A 17,169-nucleotide genomic window follows, 5' to 3' on the forward strand; every position below is an offset into this window, starting at 1 on the left:
GCTCGACGAGTCAGTCCTGGCGGGCCTCGGCTGCGCCGACTTCGACGTCCTCCGCGGCATCGCCGGTGACGATCACGGGGATCGATCCGGTCATGGCCTCTTCGGCGTCGATATCGGTCGCGGCCTGCTCGAACTGCGACTGGTACAGGCGCCAGTAGGCGCCCTGCTGCGCGATCAGCTGCTCATGGTCGCCCTGCTCGACGATGTCGCCGTGCTCCATCACCAGGATCAAGTCGGCATCGCGGATCGTCGACAGACGGTGCGCGATCACGAACGAGGTGCGTCCCTCGCGCAGTGCCGCCATGGCGTGCTGCAGCAGCACCTCGGTACGGGTGTCGACCGCGCTGGTCGCCTCGTCGAGGATGAGGATCGACGGCTGTGCGACGAAGGCCCGTGCGATCGTGATCAGCTGCCGCTCACCGGCCGACACATTCGAGGCGTCCTCATCGAGCACGGTCTCGTAACCCTCGGGGAGCGAGTGCACGAAGCGGTCGACGTACGTCGCCTCGGCGGCCGCGACGATCTCGTCATCGGACGCCGACGCGTTGCCGTAGCGGATGTTCTCACGGATGCTGCCGCCGAACAGCCACGGATCCTGCAGCACCATGCCCGTGCGGCCGCGCAGGTCGTCACGCGTCATCTGCGCGATGTCCTGCCCGTCGAGCAGGATGCGCCCGGAGTCGAGCTCGTAGAACCGCATGATGAGGTTCACCAGCGTCGTCTTCCCGGCGCCGGTCGGGCCGACGATGGCGACGGTCTGCCCGGGTTCGACCCGGAACGACAGGTCGGTGATCAGCGGTCGGTCGGGGGTGTACGAGAACGCGACGTGCTCGAACTCGATCACGCCGTGCCCGTCGGTCACCGTCGGGGCGTCCTCGTCGTCGGGATCCTGCTCGTCCGCGTCGAGGAAGTTGAACACGCGCTCGGCAGAGGCGGTTCCCGACTGCACGACCGCGGCCATGCCGCCCAGTTCGCTCAGCGGCTGGCTGAACTGCTGCGAGTACTGGATGAACGCCTGCACGTCGCCCAGCCGCAGGTTTCCACTGGCGACCATCAGTCCGCCGAGCACTGCGATGCCGACGTAGGTGAGGTTTCCGACGAAGGTCATCGCGGGCATGATGATGCCCGACAGGAACTGCGCCTTGAAGCTCGCCTGGAACAGCTCTTCGTTCTCGGCTTGGAACTTGTCGAGGGCGTCCTGCTCGCGGCCGAACACCTTGACCAGTGCGTGGCCCGAGAACGACTCCTCGACCCGGGCGTTGAGCCTGCCGACCTTGCGCCACTGCATGCCGAAGGCCTTCTGCGAGCGCGGCCCGATGACACCGAAGATGATGCCCATCAGCGGCAGCGAGATCAGCGCGACCAGCGCCAGCTGCCACGAGATCGAGAACATCATGATCAGCACACCGATCACGGTCAGCACCGAGGTGAGCGCCCCCGACAGCGACTGCTGCATCGTCTGGGTGATGTTGTCGATGTCGTTGGTGACGCGCGAGATCAGCTCGCCGCGTTGCACCTTGTCGAAGTACGACAGCGGCAGGCGGTTGATCTTCGCCTCGACGCTCTCACGCAGGCGCCACATGGTGCGCACCATGATCACGTTGATCACGTAGCCCTGGATCCAGCTCAGCAGCGCGGCGACGATGTAGATCGCCATCACCGCGATGATGATCCAGCGCAGGCGCTCGAAGTCGACGCCGTCGCCGACCTGGAAGTCGGCCATCGCTCCGACCATGTTGGCGAAGTCGTCCTGGCCGGCGGCGCGCAGCGCCTCGACGACCTGATCCTTGCTGGTGCCCGGTGGGAAGCCGGGTGCGCCGCCCATTCCGGCGGCGAGCATGTTCGAGACGAAGCCCTCGTAGACGATGTTGGTCGCCTCGCCGAGCACCTTCGGGGCGATCACGGCGAGCACGACGCCGATCGCACCGAGGAATGAGACGAAGACGAACCAGACTGCCGACGGCTTGAGCAATCCGATCATGCGGGCGAAGCTCTTGCCGAAGTTGTCGGCCTTGCCCGCGGCCGGGCCGTCCCATCCGCCGCCGTCGAGGCGCGCCTGCTCGGCGAGTTCGGCCTCGTAGGCCTCGTCGCCGGTCGCGTCGGTTGCTTCGGTGGACGTCATCGCGGTGTCTTTCGCGTCGCTCATGCGTCCACCCCCAGCTGCGAATCGACGATCTCTCGATATGTCTCGCTGCTGGCGAGCAACTCGTCGTGGGTGCCGACGCCGGCGAGTGCGCCGTCTTCGATCACGACGATGCGGTCGGCATCGGTGATGGTCGACACGCGCTGCGCGACGACGATCTTGGTCACGTCCGGCAGCTCGCGCCACAGCGCCTGACGCAGCCGGGCATCCGTGGTCAGGTCGAGCGCCGAGAACGAGTCGTCGAACACGAGCACCTTCGGCTGATGCACGATCGCCCTGGCGATCGCGAGGCGCTGCCGCTGACCACCTGAGACGTTTGTGCCGCCCTGGGCGATGCGCGATTCGAGCCCCTCGGGCATCTCTTCGACGAAGTCACGCCCCTGAGCGATCTCGAGAGCCTTCCAGAGTTCCTCGTCGGTCGCGTCCTCACGGCCGTAGCGCAGGTTGGATGCCACCGTGCCGGTGAACAGGAACGGACGCTGCGGCACCAGACCGATGTCCTGCCAGAGCGCGTCGACGTCAGCCTCTCTCACGTCGACACCGCCGACGCGCACGGCACCGCCGGTGACGTCGAACAGTCGAGGGATGAGCGAGACCAGGGTGGTCTTGCCCGAGCCGGTCGACCCGATGATCGCCACGGTCTCGCCGGGCGCCGCGCCGAAGCTGATGCCGCTGAGCACGGGCGCCTCGGCGCCGGGGTAGGTGAACTCGACGTCGTCGAAGACGACGGCCCCGGGCTCGGGGAACTCGGTGGTGCCGTTCTCGGGGCGGGTCATCGACGCCTCGGCGTCGAGCACCTCACCGACGCGCTCGGCCGAGACCGCAGCGCGCGGGATCATCATCGCCATGAAGCTCGACATGATCACGCCCATCATGATCTGGCCGATGTACTGCATGAACGCGAACAGGGTGCCGACCTCGACACCGCCCTGGTTGATCTCGATGCCGCCGAACCAGATCACCGCGACCACGGTGACGTTGAGGATCAGCATGAACAGCGGGAACAGCAGCACGAACAGCGAGCCGATCTTGCGGCCCAGCACCATCAGGTCGGTGTTCGCGAGACGGAACCGCTGCTCTTCGATGCGCTCGCGCACGAAGGCACGCACGACGCGCACACCCGTGAGTTGCTCGCGCATGATGCGGTTGACGGTGTCGAGCTTGCTCTGGTTCGCGCGGAACAGCGGCACCATGCGGCTGATGATCAGCACGGCGACGACGAGCAGCACGGGAACCGACACGGCGATCAGCCAGCTCAGGCCGACATCGGTCTGCACCGCCATGATGATGCCGCCGATGGCCAGCAGCGGCGCGGTCACGAACATCGTCGCGCCCATCATCGCCAGCATCTGCACCTGCTGCACGTCGTTGGTGTTGCGGGTGATCAGCGAGCCGGCGCCGAACTGCGAGACCTCACGCTCGGAGAACCCGCTCACACGCGAGAAGACGTCGGCGCGAATGTCACGGCCGACCGACATGGCGGCCTTCGCGGCGAAGTACGTCGCGATGATCGAGGCGAGGATCTGACCGAGCGAGACGGTCAGCATGAAGGCGCCGTGCGACCAGATGTAGCCGATGTCGGCACGGGCCACGCCCTTGTCGATGATGTCGGCGTTCAGGCGCGGCAGGTACAGCGATGCCATGGCGCTGGCGAACTGGAACACCAGCACGCCCAAGAGCAGCCATCGGTATCTGGAGAGATAGCGGACGAGGATTTTTCCCAGCACAGGCGGACTTCCTTGCGAGATTCAGTGGGGCCGAGAAGGGGCCACAGGTTAGCGTGCCACGATCCACCGACATTCGTATCCCCCTGGAGGATGACCTTCGCTGACAGCGAAACGCACGAATAGACTCGCTGAAGCGATGCGAAGGGAACACATGCGCGACGACGAGACGGCCGCACCCGCGGTTCTGATGGTGTGCGACTACTCGCTGCAGTACCTCGGCGGCGCGCAGACCGCGTTCCTGCGACAGGCCGAGGCGCTGGCAGATGAGGGCGTCCGCGTGGTGGTGCTCGCGCCCGATGCCGACTCCCTCGCCCTGCGCAGGGCGGACGCCGCGATGTCGGATGCCGTCCGGCATCCGATCGTCACGATCGCACCACCCCGCCGCGGGACCATCCCGGTGCTCGATCTGCCGCTGCTCGGCCGCGCCGGTGAACTCGAGCCGCTCGTGGCCGCCACCATCCGTCGACACGGCGTCGGCGCCGTCGTCGTGCATTCGGAGTTCGCGCTGGCCGCCGCCGCGATCGCCGTCGCCGCGCGCACGGGCATCCCCTCACTGCACACGGTGCACACGTTCTTCTGGCGCGCGCCTGCCGTTCTCGCGCCGTTCGCGCCGATCGTGACGAAGGTGCATGCGACACTCACCGGCATCCGCGAGGGCAAGCGCTTCACCGGCAGCCACCCGCTCAACAACGCGCTGCGCACAATGACCCTGCGCGTCGCCGAGCGCGCCGACATCGTTCTCTCCCCCTCCAAGCATCAGGCCGAAGCACTGCGCGAGGCCGGCGCCGGACGCGTTGAGGCGTTCTCGAACGTGGCGCAGCCGCTGCGCCTGGCATCCGCCCCGTCCGCAGACGGTCCGCTCCGGTTGCTGTGGGTCGCGCGGTTCGCGCCCGAGAAGCGCCTCGACGTCGCCCTCGACGCGATGCGTCTCGTGGTCGACCGGCTCGGCCCCGGCCGTGTGCGGCTCGATGTGGCCGGCGGCACACAGCGAGCCGTGCCCGGCGTCGAGTTCCACGGCCCCGTCCCCGGTGAGCGCGTGGGCGAGCTGATGGATGCCGCCGACGCCGCACTGATCACCTCGCACGGGTTCGACAACCAGCCCATGGTCGCTCTGGAGGCCTTCGCGCATGGGCGCCCCGTCATCGTCAGCGATCCGGTGCTGGCGACGGAGTTCGGCGACGCCGCGCTGGGCACGCCAACCCCGGATGCCGCCGGGCTGGCCGATCTGATCCTGCGCCTGGAAGCGGACCGCGGTGTGCTCGCCGCGCACCGCGAGGCCGCCGTGGCCTACGCCGACGAGCGCCAGCCGGCCGCGCACGTCGCGCGTCTGCAGCAGCTCATCGCCTCGGTCTGACGCGACTCTCGCCCCGCCGGCAGGTACGGATGGCGGGAGATTGAACGGTGGGCGGTGGATTCATCGGCGTTTCGCCCGCCAGTTGTGCATTCCTCCCGCCAACCGTACGCGGCTCAGCTCAGAACAGCGGTGTCTCCGGAACGAACTCGCGCGCCCCCGCGCCCGCGGCATCCGCCAGCTCAGCGATCGTCGCGGGCTGCCACTTCGGCTGACGATCCTTGTCGACGAGCTGCGCGCGGATGCCCTCGACCAGGTCGGGGTGGTGGTGGGCGAACCACATCACTCGGCGGTACTCGCCGACCAGTGCCTCACGCACGCCGCTCATCGTGCGTGCTTCGCGCACCGCGTCGAGCGTGACGGCGAGTCCGGTGGGCGAGAGCTCTTCGAGCGTCGCGAGGGCGGATGCTGCCCCCGGGGCATCCGATGCGCGCAGGCGCTCGACGATCTCACCGACAGTGTCGGCCGAGAATGCCTCGTCGACCCACGCCCGGTCATCGGGCAGCGACGACGGCTCGGGGGTCTCATCGAACAGCAGCACCAGTTCATTCGGTGTGCCAGGGTCGGCGCGGTGCGCAAGCGCGTCGCGCACGGCGTCGAGGTTCTCGGACGGCACGAAGTGATCCGCGAACCCGAGGTGGATGGCATCCGCCCCGTTCATGCTGCGCCCGGTGAGCCCGAAGTACTCACCCATGCGTCCCGGAGCGCGGCCCAGCAGCCACGTGCCGCCGACGTCGGGGGTGAAGCCGATGCGCGTCTCGGGCATCGCGAGGCGCGACCGTTCGGTGACGACCCGCACGGCGGCGTGGCCGGCCAAGCCGATACCGCCGCCCATCGTGATGCCGTCGGCGAAGACGACGACCGGCTTCGGGTACTCGGCGATGAGCGCGTTCATGGCGTACTCGGCACGGAAGAAGTCGGCCACCCGGTCGGCGTGACCCGACACGATCTGATCGTACAGCGCACGCACATCGCCGCCGGCGCACAGACCGCGATCACCCGAGCCGTCGATGAGAACGGTCTGCACATCGCTGTCGTCGATCCAGGCGGTCAGGGCCGCCGTAATCTGCTCGATCATGCCCAGGTCGAGGGCGTTGATCGCCCGCGGACGGTTCAGGGTGATGCGCCCCAGGGAGTTCTCGGTGCGCACGAGGACGGTGGCTTCTTCGACGTCTGTCACGATCGTCAGGCTACTCGGCTTCGCGTTCCGCACGCATTTTCCGGTGCGGGATGGGCGTTTCCCGGCAGGTGAGCCGTCGATTCTGCAGGATTTCCGCGAAGATGGGATGAACTGGCAGACAACAGGGGGAATCACCATGCCTGAAGGACAGGTGCTTGAGTTCACCGGCGTCACCAAGCGTTTCAACACGGTGACCGCGGTCTCAGAGCTCTCCGTGCGCGTCGAACCGGGAGTTGTGACCGGGTTCCTCGGACCGAACGGTGCCGGCAAGACCACCTCGCTGCGGATCATGCTGGGCCAGATCAAACCGACCTCCGGCACGGCCACGATCGGCGGCGTCCCCTATTCCGACCTGCGCCAGCCGCTGCGCACCGTCGGCGCGGTCCTCGAAGAGTCCGCGTACCGTCCGCGCCGCTCGGCGATGCGCCACCTGCTGATCGCGGCCAAGGCCAACGGAATCCCCGTCGAACGCGTCGAAGAGGTGCTGCGCCTCGTCGGACTGCAGGATGACGCCGACACACGTCTGGGCAGCTACTCCCTGGGAATGCGCCAGCGCCTGGCCGTCGCGACCGCGCTGCTCGGCGACCCCGGCGTGCTGGTGCTCGACGAGCCCGCGAACGGACTCGACCCCGAGGGCATCCGCTGGATGCGCCTGCTGATGCGCCGCCTCGCCGACGAGGGACGCACCGTGCTCGTGTCTTCGCACGTGCTCAGCGAGATCGAACAGGTCGCCGACAACGTCGTGGTGCTCTCGCGCGGACGCGCGGTCTTCTCGGGCAGCATGGATGAGCTCGCCGATCCTTCCGGCGGCGCCGTGGTCGTGGATGCCACCGACCGCGCCGCGCTGGTGACGGCGCTGACCACGGCCGGACTGAGCTTCGATCTGTTGCGCTCGGGCGTCACGGTGCGCGATTCGGATGCCGCCCGCGTCGGCGCCCTCGCCGCCGAGGCCGGCATCGCCTTGAGCACGCTCCAGCAGCGCGGCCCGAGCCTGGAAGAGGTCTTCCTCGACCTCGTCTACGGGCGCCGCGCCGACAGCCCGCGCCTGGATCAGGTCGCGAACCCCGTCGCGCACGCCCCCGAGAACTCCGCTGACCCGGTCGGCGACGCCGCACTGGTCGCGGGTGGGGTACCGCTCGCCGGAGCGGCCGCCGTGATCGCCGACGGCGGCGTCGTCGCCGCGGCCGGCGTCGGGTACGGCACCGCGCCGATCGACATCGTGCGCCCGGAGGACTCCGAATCGGATGCTGCTGAAGCGGCGGATGCTGCGGATGAGGCACCCGCCGAGGAGACCGAGACCGTCGGTGACGATGCCGCACCGATCGAGGGCACAGCCGCCGACGCTGGTGTGGCCGAGGACGCGTCCGAGGCCGAGGCCGAGGCAACCGGCACCGACGCCGCCGTAGGCGAGGATGCCGCGACGCACAGCGACGACACAGAGGCGACCGGGCTCGAAACTCCTGTGATCGATGAGCAGCCGGTCACGGGCGAGACCACGGCCGTCGACGACGCAGCGCCGGCTTCAGCCGACGAATCGTCCCCTGCCGAAGACATCTCTGCGACGGTCAGCGCGCTGTTCGGCGACGCGGCACCCGTTGCCGACGCTGCGCACCACGAGCCGCTGCCGGCCGAGGGCTCTACCGCAGAAGACGCCGCTCCGAGCGACGACGCCACGTCTGACGAGACCGCGCCCGAACCGCACGACGAGCATGATCCGGTCGCAGAGACCGCCGCTGCCGATGAGAGCGACACCACCGATGACGAGGCGCCGGCTGACGAGGCGCCGGCTGACGAAGCAGAGCGCACCGACGAGCACGTGCAGGCAGACGGTGAGCCGAACGCCGACGCCGCACCGGTGGTCACCGAGATCATCGACGAGATCGACATCACGGTGGCGTGGGCTCCGCGCACGGCCGATGCGACAGCATCCGATGAGACCGACGCTGAGGTTCCCGGCGTTCTGCCCCTGGCGACCGAAGCGGTCTCGCTGCCGCCGTCGCCCACGGTGACGTCGTTCACCGAGCTGATCACGGGAATCCCGGCCGACTCGGCCGACGAAGCCGCACCCGCGACCGAAGCGATCTCGGTCGAGGCTCTGTCGGTGCTGCACGACGACGATGACGACTCGACCGTCGATGACGACGAGGACGACCCGCGTCTCGCCGCGATGCGCACCTCACTGTCGTCAGCGGCCAGCCGGTTCTTCGATGGCCCGGCGCCGGATTACCCCTACACGCGGGCCGATATCCGCGCCAGTGCCCACGCGGCCGAGCAGGCCGGGGCCGCTGCTGAAGCCGAGCAGCCGGAACAGACCGACTCCGAGCAGACCGACTCCGAGCAGACCGACTCCGCACAGGACGACCAGGCCGCAGACACGGACCGCGACGAGAACGCTCGCGACTGACAGCCGCCGCGTGCCCTGCTCAGGCGGGGCGCGGGCGGATGACCGGACGCTGAGGCTTCAGCGTGGGGATCGGCGCCGTCGAGGCGATGTCGACGACGTCCTCGGGATGCTCGGTGACATCCAGGCGCAGTGCCTGGGTGAGCGCCAGCCCGTGTCGGGTGGTGAGGATCAGCCGCTGGTACTGCGGGTCACCGTCGAGATCGATCACGACACTCGGACGCCGGCGGCGGATCAGCACGAAATCGGTCGTACCCGCGCCCTTCCAGGTGCCCGCGGCCAGGATGCCGGGAATGTACGTGCCCGGTCCCGGCACTCCGCGCATCCAGGTCCAGGCGTCCTCCGTCAGCTGCACCTTCGTGATGTGCTCGCGCTCGACGCGCACATTGTCGCGGTGGAACGTCGACGCCCGCTCGATCGGGGACAGCACGACTTCCAGTCGTGTCTGATCCAACAGCAACGTCACCATGTCTCCAGTGTGCCAGCGCAGTCCGGTCGGATGCTGGCGACTTGCTCACAGGACCGCAACGATACTTCTGTGGCCATCCACAACGTCGGAAATCCCAGACGATGTGATCGCCCGTCGGCGCGTCGCGCCATGACACGCCGAGTCACCGGCATCCGCTCTGGGATTTCCGACACCACCCGAACGACGACACCACCCGCGCGAGACCCGCGCGGGCTGGACGACACTCAGGCCGAAGCGGCAGCGGCCGCGGCGGCCGGCAGCGCAGCCTCGATCGCGGCGAGTTCCTGCTCGCCGTGCGCCGCGGTGAGGAACCACGCCTCGAACACGCTCGGCGGCAGCGCCACGCCCTGCTCGCGCATCGCGTGGAAGAACGGGGCATAACGGAACGACTCCTGCGCCTGAGCCTGCGCGTAGTCGCGCGGCACGTCGGCGGCGAAGGCGACACCGAACAGGTTTCCGGCGCGCGGCACGCTGTGCACGACGCCGGCGTCCGTCAGCGCGGCATCGAGAGCGGATGCCAGACGCTCGGCTGCCCGGTCGATACCGGCGTACACCTCGGGCGTCGCCAGTCGCAATGTGGTGAGCCCTGCGGCGACCGACAGCGGGTTCCCCGACAGCGTGCCCGCCTGATAGACGGGTCCCACCGGAGCGAGCAGATCCATCACCTCGGTGCGACCACCGAGCGCGGCGAGCGGCATACCCCCGCCGACGACCTTGCCGAAGGTGATGATGTCGGGCTGGTAGGTCTCGCCGGCCTCCTGCTGCAGACCCCAGAACCCGGCGGGGTGCACCCGGAAACCGGTGAGCACCTCATCGAGGATCATCAGGGCACCGTGCGCATGCGCGGTCTCGGCGATCAGACGGTTGAAGCCCGGCAGCGGGGGCACGACGCCCATGTTGGCCGAGGCGGCCTCGACGATCACCGCGGCGATGCGGTCGCCGTGCTCGGCGAAGACCGCCGCCAGCGCGTCAGGGTCGTTGTAGTCGATGACGAGGGTCTGCGCGGCGATCGGGGCCGGCACACCCGCGGACCCGGGCAGCGCGAGCGTCGCGACGCCCGAACCGGCGGCGGCCAGCAGGCCGTCGGAGTGACCGTGGTAGTGGCCGGCGAACTTCACCAGCAGATCGCGGCCGGTGGCTCCGCGGGCGAGGCGGATGGCCGTCATCGTCGCCTCGGTGCCCGTTGACACCAGGCGCACGCGCTCGACCGGACGCGCGTCACCGTGACGCACGCGCTCGGAGATCAGCTGGGCGAGTTCGACCTCACCTTCGGTGGGTGCGCCGAACGACAGCCCCCGCGTCGCGGCCTGCTGCACCGCGTCGACGACCTCGGGGTGCGCGTGGCCGAGCAGCGCGGGCCCCCATGAGGCGACGAGGTCGAGGTAGGTGCGGCCGGCGGCGTCGGTCACCGTCGCGCCGGAGGCGGATGCCAGGAATCGCGGCGTCCCGCCGACAGAGCCGTATGCGCGTACCGGCGAGTTCACGCCCCCGGGAATCACGGCACGGGCGGCGTCGAACAGGGAGTCATTGCGGTCGCTCATGATCTCCAGCGTAGGACCTGCCCCTATGCGCCCCGTCAAGGAAGCGCGGCGTGACTCGGCCTAGCGGGTACGCAGCCAGTGAGCCGCTTCGGCGGCCCAGTACGTGAGCACCGCGTCGGCTCCGGCACGGCGGATCGACGTCAGCGACTCCAGGATCGCGGCGCGGCGGTCGATCCAGCCGTTCGCGGCCGCGGCCTCGATCATCGCGTACTCACCGGACACCTGATACGCCCACACGGGCACGTCGACCGTGTCGCGCACCTCGCGCAGCACATCGAGGAACCCCATCGCGGGCTTGACCATCACGATGTCGGCGCCCTCGGCCTGATCGAACAGCGCTTCACGCACGCCCTCACGACGGTTGCCCGGGTCCATCTGGTAGGTGCGCCGGTCGCCCTGCAACTGCGAATCGACGGCCTCGCGGAACGGCCCGTAGAACGCGCTGGCGTACTTGGCCGAGTAGGCGAGCAGCAGCACGTCGGTGAAGTCTTCTTCGTCCAGCGCCTGACGCACAGCAGCAACCTGGCCGTCCATCATGCCGCTCAGACCGAGCAGTTGAGACCCCGCCCTGGCCTGTGCGAGCGCCATGGCGGTGTAGCGCTCGAGTGTGGCGTCGTTGTCTACGACCGTGCCCGATGCGCTCAGGACCCCGCAGTGCCCGTGATCGGTGAACTCATCCAGGCACAGGTCGGTCTGCACGACCAGCGCATCGCCCACCTCAGCGGCGAGGGCCTCCGTCGCGACGTTCAGGATGCCCTTCGGGTCGTCGGCGCCCGAGCCAGTGGCATCACGTCGGGCGGGCACACCGAACAGCATCACTCCGCCGAGGCCGAGAGCGGCAGCATCCGCCGCCGCCGCCTTCAGCGAGTCGAGCGTGTGCTGCACGACGCCGGGCATCGAACCGATCGCGGCGGGCTCGGTGAGCCCCTCTCGCACGAACATCGGCAGCACGAGCTGACGCGCCTCCAGCGAGGTCTCACGCACGAGCTCGCGCACGGGCGCGGACTGACGCAACCGGCGCAACCGCGCCTCGGGAAAACGGCTCACGGCGCGAACTCATCGGCGGCGTGCGGAAGCGTGAAGTGCGACACCGTCTCGATCAACGCGTCGACGGTCTGCTTGTCGGCGATGGCGGCGATGGTCAGGCCCGCACGGCGGGCGTCGTTCGCGGTGCGGGGGCCGATAGCCGCCAGCAACGTGCTGTCGGGGATCTCGGGGAACTGCTCGCGCACCTGCCCGGCGACCGAGCCACTGGTGATGAGGATCGCGTTGATCCGCCCGTTCTCGACGTCACGGCGGATGCGGTCGGTGACCGGCACGCCCACCGTGCGGTAGGCAACCACGCTGTCGACGTCGTGCCCGGCGTCCTTGAGCATCACCGACAGCACCGGCTTGGCGATTTCACTGCGCAACGACAGCACACGCCGGGGGTCGGGCTCCAGGGCGATCATCTGCTCGGCCATACCGGCCGCCGAATTGTCGAGATCGGGCACGAGCGCCACCTCGTAGCCGACGGCCTGCAGAGCGGCCGCGGTGGTCTCGCCGACGGCCGCGATCCTGGTGCTGCGCGGCACCTCCACGCGGTGTGCAAAGAGCACGTCGACGGTGGTGGCGCTGGTGATGGTGAGCCAGTCGTACTCCCCCGCGGCCAGTCGCGCCAGGGCGGCGTCCAGCGCGTCCTGGTCGGTCGTGGGGGCGAAGTTGATCAGCGGTGCCACCACCGGCACGGCGCCCTGCGAGCGCAGGCTCGCAGCGACACTGTCACCCCACGGGCCACCACGGGGTACGAGAACTCGCCAGCCGTCCAGCGGCCGGGCCGTCTTTGTTTCGGAAGCAGTCATCAGGTTCACTCTCGCGGGAGAAGGTCGGCCGCTCCCTGTTCGAGCAGCCGATGGGCCGCAGATTCGCCGATGCTACGGGCTACGCGCATCGGGTCTGCACCATCGGCAGCATCCGCACCGTTGCCGCTGCCGTTTCGTCGAATATACCCCCGGTTCAGGGACTCGGTGACATCAAGTCCGATCCGGCGGCCACCGCCGGGTTCGTAGACCACAGCGCGCACACGGATGCTGTCGCCGGTCACCACCGCGTGGGCGGCCATCGGCGCCTGGCATCCGACGTCGAGTCCCGCGAGGATCGCCCGCTCGACCGTGACGGCGAGGCGGGTGTCTTCGTCATCGAGCTGTGCGAGCGCCGCCAGCAGCTCCTGCGGGGCGTCGACTGTCGTCTCGACAGCGAGTGATCCTTGTCCGGGCGCGGTCGGCCACTCACTCAATCCGAGCTCTTCGCGGTGCAGCCGCATCTCGGGCCGCAGGCGGGAGAGCCCCGCGGCGGCGAGGATGACAGCATCCAGCTCGCCCGAAGACACCCGCTCGAGGCGGGAGTCGACATTGCCGCGGATGTCGACGACCTCGGCGTGCAGTGCACGGCGACGCACCTGCGCGATGCGCCGTGGTGCGCCGGTGCCGACCTTGGCGCCGCGGCCGAGCTCGTGCAACGGGGTGCCGTCGCGGGTGATGACGACGTCGCGGGCATCCGCCCTGGACGGGGTCGCCGCGATTGTCAGCTCGGGCGGCATGGCGGTCGGCAGGTCTTTGAGGGAGTGCACAAGGATGTCGCACTCCCCGGCGACGAGCGCCTCACGCAGCCGGTTGGCGAAGATCCCGGTGCCGCCGATCAGTGACAGGGAAGCCCGGTTCGTGTCACCCTCCGACACGATCGGCACGAGCTCGACAGGGCGTCCCGCGACCTCGGCCAACGCGTCGGCGACATGACCGGACTGCGCCTGCGCGAGCGGGCTGCGGCGCGTGCCGAGACGGATCGGGGCCGCGGTGCTCACTGCAGCACGTCAGCGATCTCGTCGAGGCGCAGGCGACGCCCGGTGTAGAAGGGCACCTCTTCCTTCACATACTCCCGAGCCTCGGTGTAGCGCAGGTCGCGCATCAGGTCGACGAGCTCGGTGGGGTCATCGGCTTCGAGAGGCAGCAGCCATTCGTAGTCGCCCAGTGCGAAGGCAGCGACAGTGTTGGCGATCACGCCGGTGAAGGCGGCGCCGCGTCGACCGTGGTCTGCCAGCATGCGCCGGCGGTCGTCCTCGTCGATCAGGTACCACTCGGGCGTGCGCACGAAGGGGTACAGGCACAGCCAGCCCTTCGGCTCGATGCCCCGCAGGAAGCCGGGCACGTGTGCGCGGTTGAACTCGGCGTCACGGTGCACGCCCATCACGTTCCACACCGGCAGCAGCGTGCGCAGCAACTCGGTGCGACGCAGGCGCCGCAGCGCCTGCTGCAGCTCTTCGGCGGTGTCGCCGTGCAGCCACACCATCAGATCGGCGTCTGCCTTCAGCCCGCTGACGTCGTAGAACCCGCGCACGGCGACGCCGGAGTCCTCGATGTGGCCGACGATCGTCTCGAGCTCGGTCGCATCGGTCTCACGGACCGGTGCATCGGGGTTGCGGCGCCACACGGCCCACAGGGTGAATCCGGACGGGGAGTCAACACGAGGTTCCGACATGACTCCAGTGTGCCTCGTGAACGCCAGGACAGCGAACCGGGGCGGGCATCTCGGGGTTTCAGCGCGACGCGGCGCGGGCGATCAGCCAGACGATACCGCCGACGACGGCCGCGACACCGGCGACGGCCGCCGCTGCGCCCACCGGGTTGCGCTGCGCGAACGCGCGCGCCTGCACGATGCCGCGCTGCGAGGCCTTCTCGATGCGGCGTGGGAAGTTGCCGCGCACCTCGATCGCGGCGAGGGCCGCTTTGAGTTCCGCGCGAGCGGACTCCACCGGGTCGGTGATGCCGTCCGGCACTGCGGTGCGGGGAAGAGGCGTCGGATGCTGGGATTCAGAGTTCGTCATAGCCTGCCTCCTTCACCAGACGGACGTCGGTGGCGACGGCCTGCCCGGGGTTCTGTCGTTTCATGATCTTGCGGAAGCGCAGGACGCCGAGCAGCGCGAAGACGACCATCGCGAGCAGCAGGAACCCGAACACCGACAATGCGGCGACCCATGCGGGCCACCACGACGAGAGCCCGATGATCGCGAACGCGAGCAACACGGGGATCGCCCAGAACAGCAGGAACAGCGTGATGATGAACCACAGGCTGCCGAACATGCCGTCCTTGGCGGTGCGGCGCACCCAGGCCTTGGCGGCTTCGACCTCGGCGATGACGAGGTTGCGCACCAGTTCGGGCAGATCGCCGAGCAGCGTCAGCAGGCTGTCGTCGGCGCGGTCGCGGTATCCGCGGCGCATGTCAGGACCCGTTCTTCTTGGAGGTGCTCTTCTTCGCAGCGGACTTCTTCGCGTCCTCGACCGCGTCTTCGGCAGCGTCAGCGACCTCTTCGACGGCGTCCTTGGTCGCGTCGATCGCGCCGTCGAGCTTCTCACCGGGCGTGCCCGCCGACGAGACCGCCTTCACGACCTTGACGGCGCCGTTCCAGACGGCGCCGGGTACGGCCGCGGCCTGCGACTTGGCGAACTGCTGTACACGCTCGACCTGGTGCTGCACCGGATCGGTGTGCCACAGCTTCAGCCACTGCGTCTTGATCTGCTCGTAGCGCTCGCGTCCCGCGCGCGTGCCGAGCACGTATCCGACGCCGAGCCCGACGACGAGTCCGATCTTCCCCTTCATGGGAGCCTCCTGACTTCCTGTTACGGCGTCTCCACCGGGCCGGAACTCGCCGGACCCCGCGCGATCGGTCTCCAGCGTAGTCGCATATTCCTGATTCGGCATCTACGGTTGTGCGATGCCGCCCGGGGGTGTAATGCCGCGGGGTGCGGCGCTCATTCCTCCCAGAGCAGCGCGCTGCGCAACCGGTCGGTCTCGGCGATGGCATCCGGGATCACCTGCGCAAGCCCCGTTCCGGCCATCCACGCGCCGACCACGGCGAGACCCGGAATCTGCTGCACAGCCTCGCGCGCGGCGGCGCGGCGCTCGCCCGCCCCGATGAGCGAAACGGGCTGCGCCTGCACGAAGCGTGCCCGGTGCGCGGCCAACAACTGCTCGGGCGCGAGATCGACCCCGAGCAGCGCGGATGCCTCAGACATCGCCAGCTCCGCTGCCGCGTCGTCATCCAGACCGGCGGTCGGCGCGGCCTCGCCCTGGGTGCCGAACGAGACGCGGACGACGTGGTGACCATCCGCGGCGTCGCGCAGCCAGCCCCACTTGGCAGTGGAGTGGGTCAGCGCCTTGGCGACGTGGCTTCCGGGTACGGTGAGCACTCCGCTCCCCCGCGGGACGTCGTCGAGGGCGGGCGCCTGCAGCAGGAGCGTGACGAGTTCGATCTCGGGGGCGTCGCCCGAGTCGCCGAGCTCGGGCGCGTGAGCGCCGAGCAGGGAGCGCGCCGCGGGCTCGGGGGTGGCGATGATCACGCCCGTGGCGGCCAGCGACTTCTGCTCTGGCTCTGCGGTCCCGAGCGCCGATTCTTCGTCAGCGGCGGCATCCGCAGCATCCTCGTCGGGGGCATCCGGCGTCGTCTCGTACGCGACCACCCACGCCGCGCCTTCGCGCACTACGCCGGTCACCCGCGCGCCGGTGCGCACCTCGACGCCGTAGGTCACGAGGTCGTCGCGCAGCGCCTCGACCAGCCTGCCCATCCCCCCGATCAGGCCGAGCACCGCCGATCCCGGCGCCTTTCCGGGATCGCGGGCATCGCGCTGCGCAAGCAGCGTGCCGACAGCACCGCTGAGCGACCCCGTGCGGGTGAGTGCGGCGTTGAGTCCCGGAGCGGCGACCTCGGTGTCGATGTCGCCGGGTAGCGCCGAATACACACCGGCGGTCACGGGCGCGACCAGTCGGTCGTGCACGCGATCGCCCATGCGGGTGCGCACCAGTTTGCCGAGACTGTGCTCGTGACCGATCGTCAGCGGGGGGCGCAGGCGATCCACGTAAGCGCGCCAGGCGCCGCGCCAGCCGATGATGCGGCGCACGTCGTCCTGGAACGGATTGGCCGGGATGCCGAGCAGACCGCCGACCGGGAGCGGGGCATCCGGGGCATCCGGAATCCCGCTCAGCCAGGCTCCGCCGCCCTCGGGCGCAACCACCAGGTCGCCGAGCCCGAGCTCATCGACCAGCGCGCGCACGTGCCCGCCGCGGGTTGCGAAGCTCTCGGCTCCCGCGTCGACGACAAGGCCGTCGAGTTCAGCAGTGCGGATGCTGCCGCCGAGAGCCTCCGTGGCCTCGAGCACCGTCACACGCATGCCCACCTTGGCGCACTCGCGCGCCGCGACAAGACCACCGATGCCACCGCCGACGACGACGACGTGCTGTTCAGCGGCGCGAGCGGCCAGTGCGGGGGCGGCGTGTTCGGTCATGCTCTGATTCTTCCACCGCCGTCTATGCGAATTCCGCAGTGCG

General features: G+C 69.3%; 15 protein-coding genes. 2 read left to right on the forward strand and 13 right to left on the reverse strand.

Going from position 1 to position 17,169, the window contains the following annotated elements:
- Window positions 1-10 precede the first annotated feature (10 nt).
- Both ACLD0U_RS13620 and ACLD0U_RS13625 read right to left on the reverse strand, forming a co-directional pair.
- On the reverse strand, window positions 11-2,146 hold the full coding sequence (locus ACLD0U_RS13620; protein WP_224818065.1) for an ABC transporter ATP-binding protein: 2,136 nt from the start codon (window positions 2,144-2,146) through the stop codon (window positions 11-13).
- Window positions 2,143-3,870 (reverse strand): ABC transporter transmembrane domain-containing protein, encoded by a 1,728-nt coding sequence (locus ACLD0U_RS13625; protein WP_206821534.1) that lies wholly within the window; start codon window positions 3,868-3,870, stop codon window positions 2,143-2,145. The genes ACLD0U_RS13620 and ACLD0U_RS13625 overlap by 4 nt, the downstream gene beginning before the upstream one ends.
- Before the next feature lie 136 nt (window positions 3,871-4,006).
- Between ACLD0U_RS13625 and ACLD0U_RS13630 the strand changes: the two genes are divergently transcribed.
- Window positions 4,007-5,224 (forward strand): glycosyltransferase family 4 protein, encoded by a 1,218-nt coding sequence (locus ACLD0U_RS13630; protein ID WP_410340937.1) that lies wholly within the window; start codon window positions 4,007-4,009, stop codon window positions 5,222-5,224.
- 118 nt (window positions 5,225-5,342) lie between these two features.
- Here the strand turns inward: ACLD0U_RS13630 and ACLD0U_RS13635 are convergent, their stop codons facing one another.
- Window positions 5,343-6,401: an enoyl-CoA hydratase/isomerase family protein gene (locus ACLD0U_RS13635; RefSeq protein ID WP_206551056.1), complete on the reverse strand. Its 1,059-nt coding sequence runs from the start codon at window positions 6,399-6,401 to the stop codon at window positions 5,343-5,345.
- Between the two features lie 136 nt (window positions 6,402-6,537).
- On the opposite strand from ACLD0U_RS13635, the gene ACLD0U_RS13640 reads away from it, so the two are divergent.
- The gene (locus tag ACLD0U_RS13640) at window positions 6,538-8,805 is read left to right on the forward strand and encodes an ATP-binding cassette domain-containing protein (protein ID WP_410340938.1); all 2,268 of its coding nucleotides are present in this window, start codon (window positions 6,538-6,540) and stop codon (window positions 8,803-8,805) included.
- A 19-nt stretch (window positions 8,806-8,824) separates the two neighbouring features.
- Here the strand turns inward: ACLD0U_RS13640 and ACLD0U_RS13645 are convergent, their stop codons facing one another.
- The 10 genes from ACLD0U_RS13645 to ACLD0U_RS13690 all read right to left on the reverse strand — a co-directional run bounded on the left by ACLD0U_RS13645 (window position 8,825) and on the right by ACLD0U_RS13690 (window position 17,126).
- The gene (locus ACLD0U_RS13645; protein ID WP_179409788.1) at window positions 8,825-9,271 is read right to left on the reverse strand and encodes a hypothetical protein; all 447 of its coding nucleotides are present in this window, start codon (window positions 9,269-9,271) and stop codon (window positions 8,825-8,827) included.
- A 224-nt stretch (window positions 9,272-9,495) separates the two neighbouring features.
- Window positions 9,496-10,812 carry a glutamate-1-semialdehyde 2,1-aminomutase gene (locus ACLD0U_RS13650; protein WP_410340939.1) on the reverse strand — a complete coding sequence of 439 codons (1,317 nt, stop codon included), beginning with the start codon at window positions 10,810-10,812 and terminating at the stop codon, window positions 9,496-9,498.
- A 60-nt stretch (window positions 10,813-10,872) separates the two neighbouring features.
- On the reverse strand, window positions 10,873-11,859 hold the full coding sequence (gene hemB, locus ACLD0U_RS13655; RefSeq protein WP_410340940.1) for a porphobilinogen synthase: 987 nt from the start codon (window positions 11,857-11,859) through the stop codon (window positions 10,873-10,875).
- Window positions 11,856-12,653: a uroporphyrinogen-III synthase gene (locus tag ACLD0U_RS13660; RefSeq protein WP_179409785.1), complete on the reverse strand. Its 798-nt coding sequence runs from the start codon at window positions 12,651-12,653 to the stop codon at window positions 11,856-11,858. The genes hemB and ACLD0U_RS13660 overlap by 4 nt, the downstream gene beginning before the upstream one ends.
- Window positions 12,654-12,658: 5 nt before the next feature.
- Window positions 12,659-13,651 carry a hydroxymethylbilane synthase gene (gene hemC / locus ACLD0U_RS13665; protein ID WP_410340941.1) on the reverse strand — a complete coding sequence of 331 codons (993 nt, stop codon included), beginning with the start codon at window positions 13,649-13,651 and terminating at the stop codon, window positions 12,659-12,661.
- Window positions 13,648-14,325, reverse strand: coding sequence for a hydrogen peroxide-dependent heme synthase (hemQ, locus tag ACLD0U_RS13670; protein ID WP_206551051.1), 678 nt, complete (start codon window positions 14,323-14,325; stop codon window positions 13,648-13,650). Before hemQ ends, hemC begins: the two co-directional genes overlap by 4 nt.
- Before the next feature lie 58 nt (window positions 14,326-14,383).
- Window positions 14,384-14,671, reverse strand: a complete 288-nt coding sequence (locus tag ACLD0U_RS13675; protein ID WP_179409782.1) for a hypothetical protein — start codon at window positions 14,669-14,671, stop codon at window positions 14,384-14,386.
- Window positions 14,658-15,065: a phage holin family protein gene (locus ACLD0U_RS13680; protein WP_206821528.1), complete on the reverse strand. Its 408-nt coding sequence runs from the start codon at window positions 15,063-15,065 to the stop codon at window positions 14,658-14,660. Before ACLD0U_RS13680 ends, ACLD0U_RS13675 begins: the two co-directional genes overlap by 14 nt.
- A 1-nt stretch (window position 15,066) precedes the next feature.
- Complete coding sequence (locus ACLD0U_RS13685) at window positions 15,067-15,444, reverse strand: hypothetical protein (RefSeq protein WP_179409780.1); 378 nt, start codon at window positions 15,442-15,444, stop codon at window positions 15,067-15,069.
- Between the two features lie 152 nt (window positions 15,445-15,596).
- Entirely contained in the window at window positions 15,597-17,126 is a 1,530-nt protein-coding gene (locus tag ACLD0U_RS13690) for a protoporphyrinogen/coproporphyrinogen oxidase (RefSeq protein ID WP_410340942.1), read from the reverse strand.
- Window positions 17,127-17,169: the final 43 nt, after the last annotated feature.

This window comes from Microbacterium sp. 2216-1 (assembly GCF_046507855.1).
Lineage (GTDB): Bacteria > Actinomycetota > Actinomycetes > Actinomycetales > Microbacteriaceae > Microbacterium > Microbacterium esteraromaticum_C.

Bases quoted from the DNA above. Each gene is read 5' to 3' on its own strand.
- ACLD0U_RS13620 (WP_224818065.1), bottom strand. From the start codon at position 2,146: ATGAGCGACGCGAAAGACACCGCGATGACGTCCACCGAAGCAACCGAC.
- ACLD0U_RS13630 (WP_410340937.1), top strand. From the start codon at position 4,007: ATGCGAAGGGAACACATGCGCGACGACGAGACGGCCGCACCCGCGGTT.
- ACLD0U_RS13640 (WP_410340938.1), top strand. From the start codon at position 6,538: ATGCCTGAAGGACAGGTGCTTGAGTTCACCGGCGTCACCAAGCGTTTC.
- ACLD0U_RS13645 (WP_179409788.1), bottom strand. From the start codon at position 9,271: ATGGTGACGTTGCTGTTGGATCAGACACGACTGGAAGTCGTGCTGTCC.
- ACLD0U_RS13650 (WP_410340939.1), bottom strand. From the start codon at position 10,812: ATGAGCGACCGCAATGACTCCCTGTTCGACGCCGCCCGTGCCGTGATT.
- ACLD0U_RS13660 (WP_179409785.1), bottom strand. From the start codon at position 12,653: ATGACTGCTTCCGAAACAAAGACGGCCCGGCCGCTGGACGGCTGGCGA.
- hemQ (WP_206551051.1), bottom strand. From the start codon at position 14,325: ATGTCGGAACCTCGTGTTGACTCCCCGTCCGGATTCACCCTGTGGGCC.
- ACLD0U_RS13675 (WP_179409782.1), bottom strand. From the start codon at position 14,671: ATGACGAACTCTGAATCCCAGCATCCGACGCCTCTTCCCCGCACCGCA.
- ACLD0U_RS13680 (WP_206821528.1), bottom strand. From the start codon at position 15,065: ATGCGCCGCGGATACCGCGACCGCGCCGACGACAGCCTGCTGACGCTG.
- ACLD0U_RS13685 (WP_179409780.1), bottom strand. From the start codon at position 15,444: ATGAAGGGGAAGATCGGACTCGTCGTCGGGCTCGGCGTCGGATACGTG.
- ACLD0U_RS13690 (WP_410340942.1), bottom strand. From the start codon at position 17,126: ATGACCGAACACGCCGCCCCCGCACTGGCCGCTCGCGCCGCTGAACAG.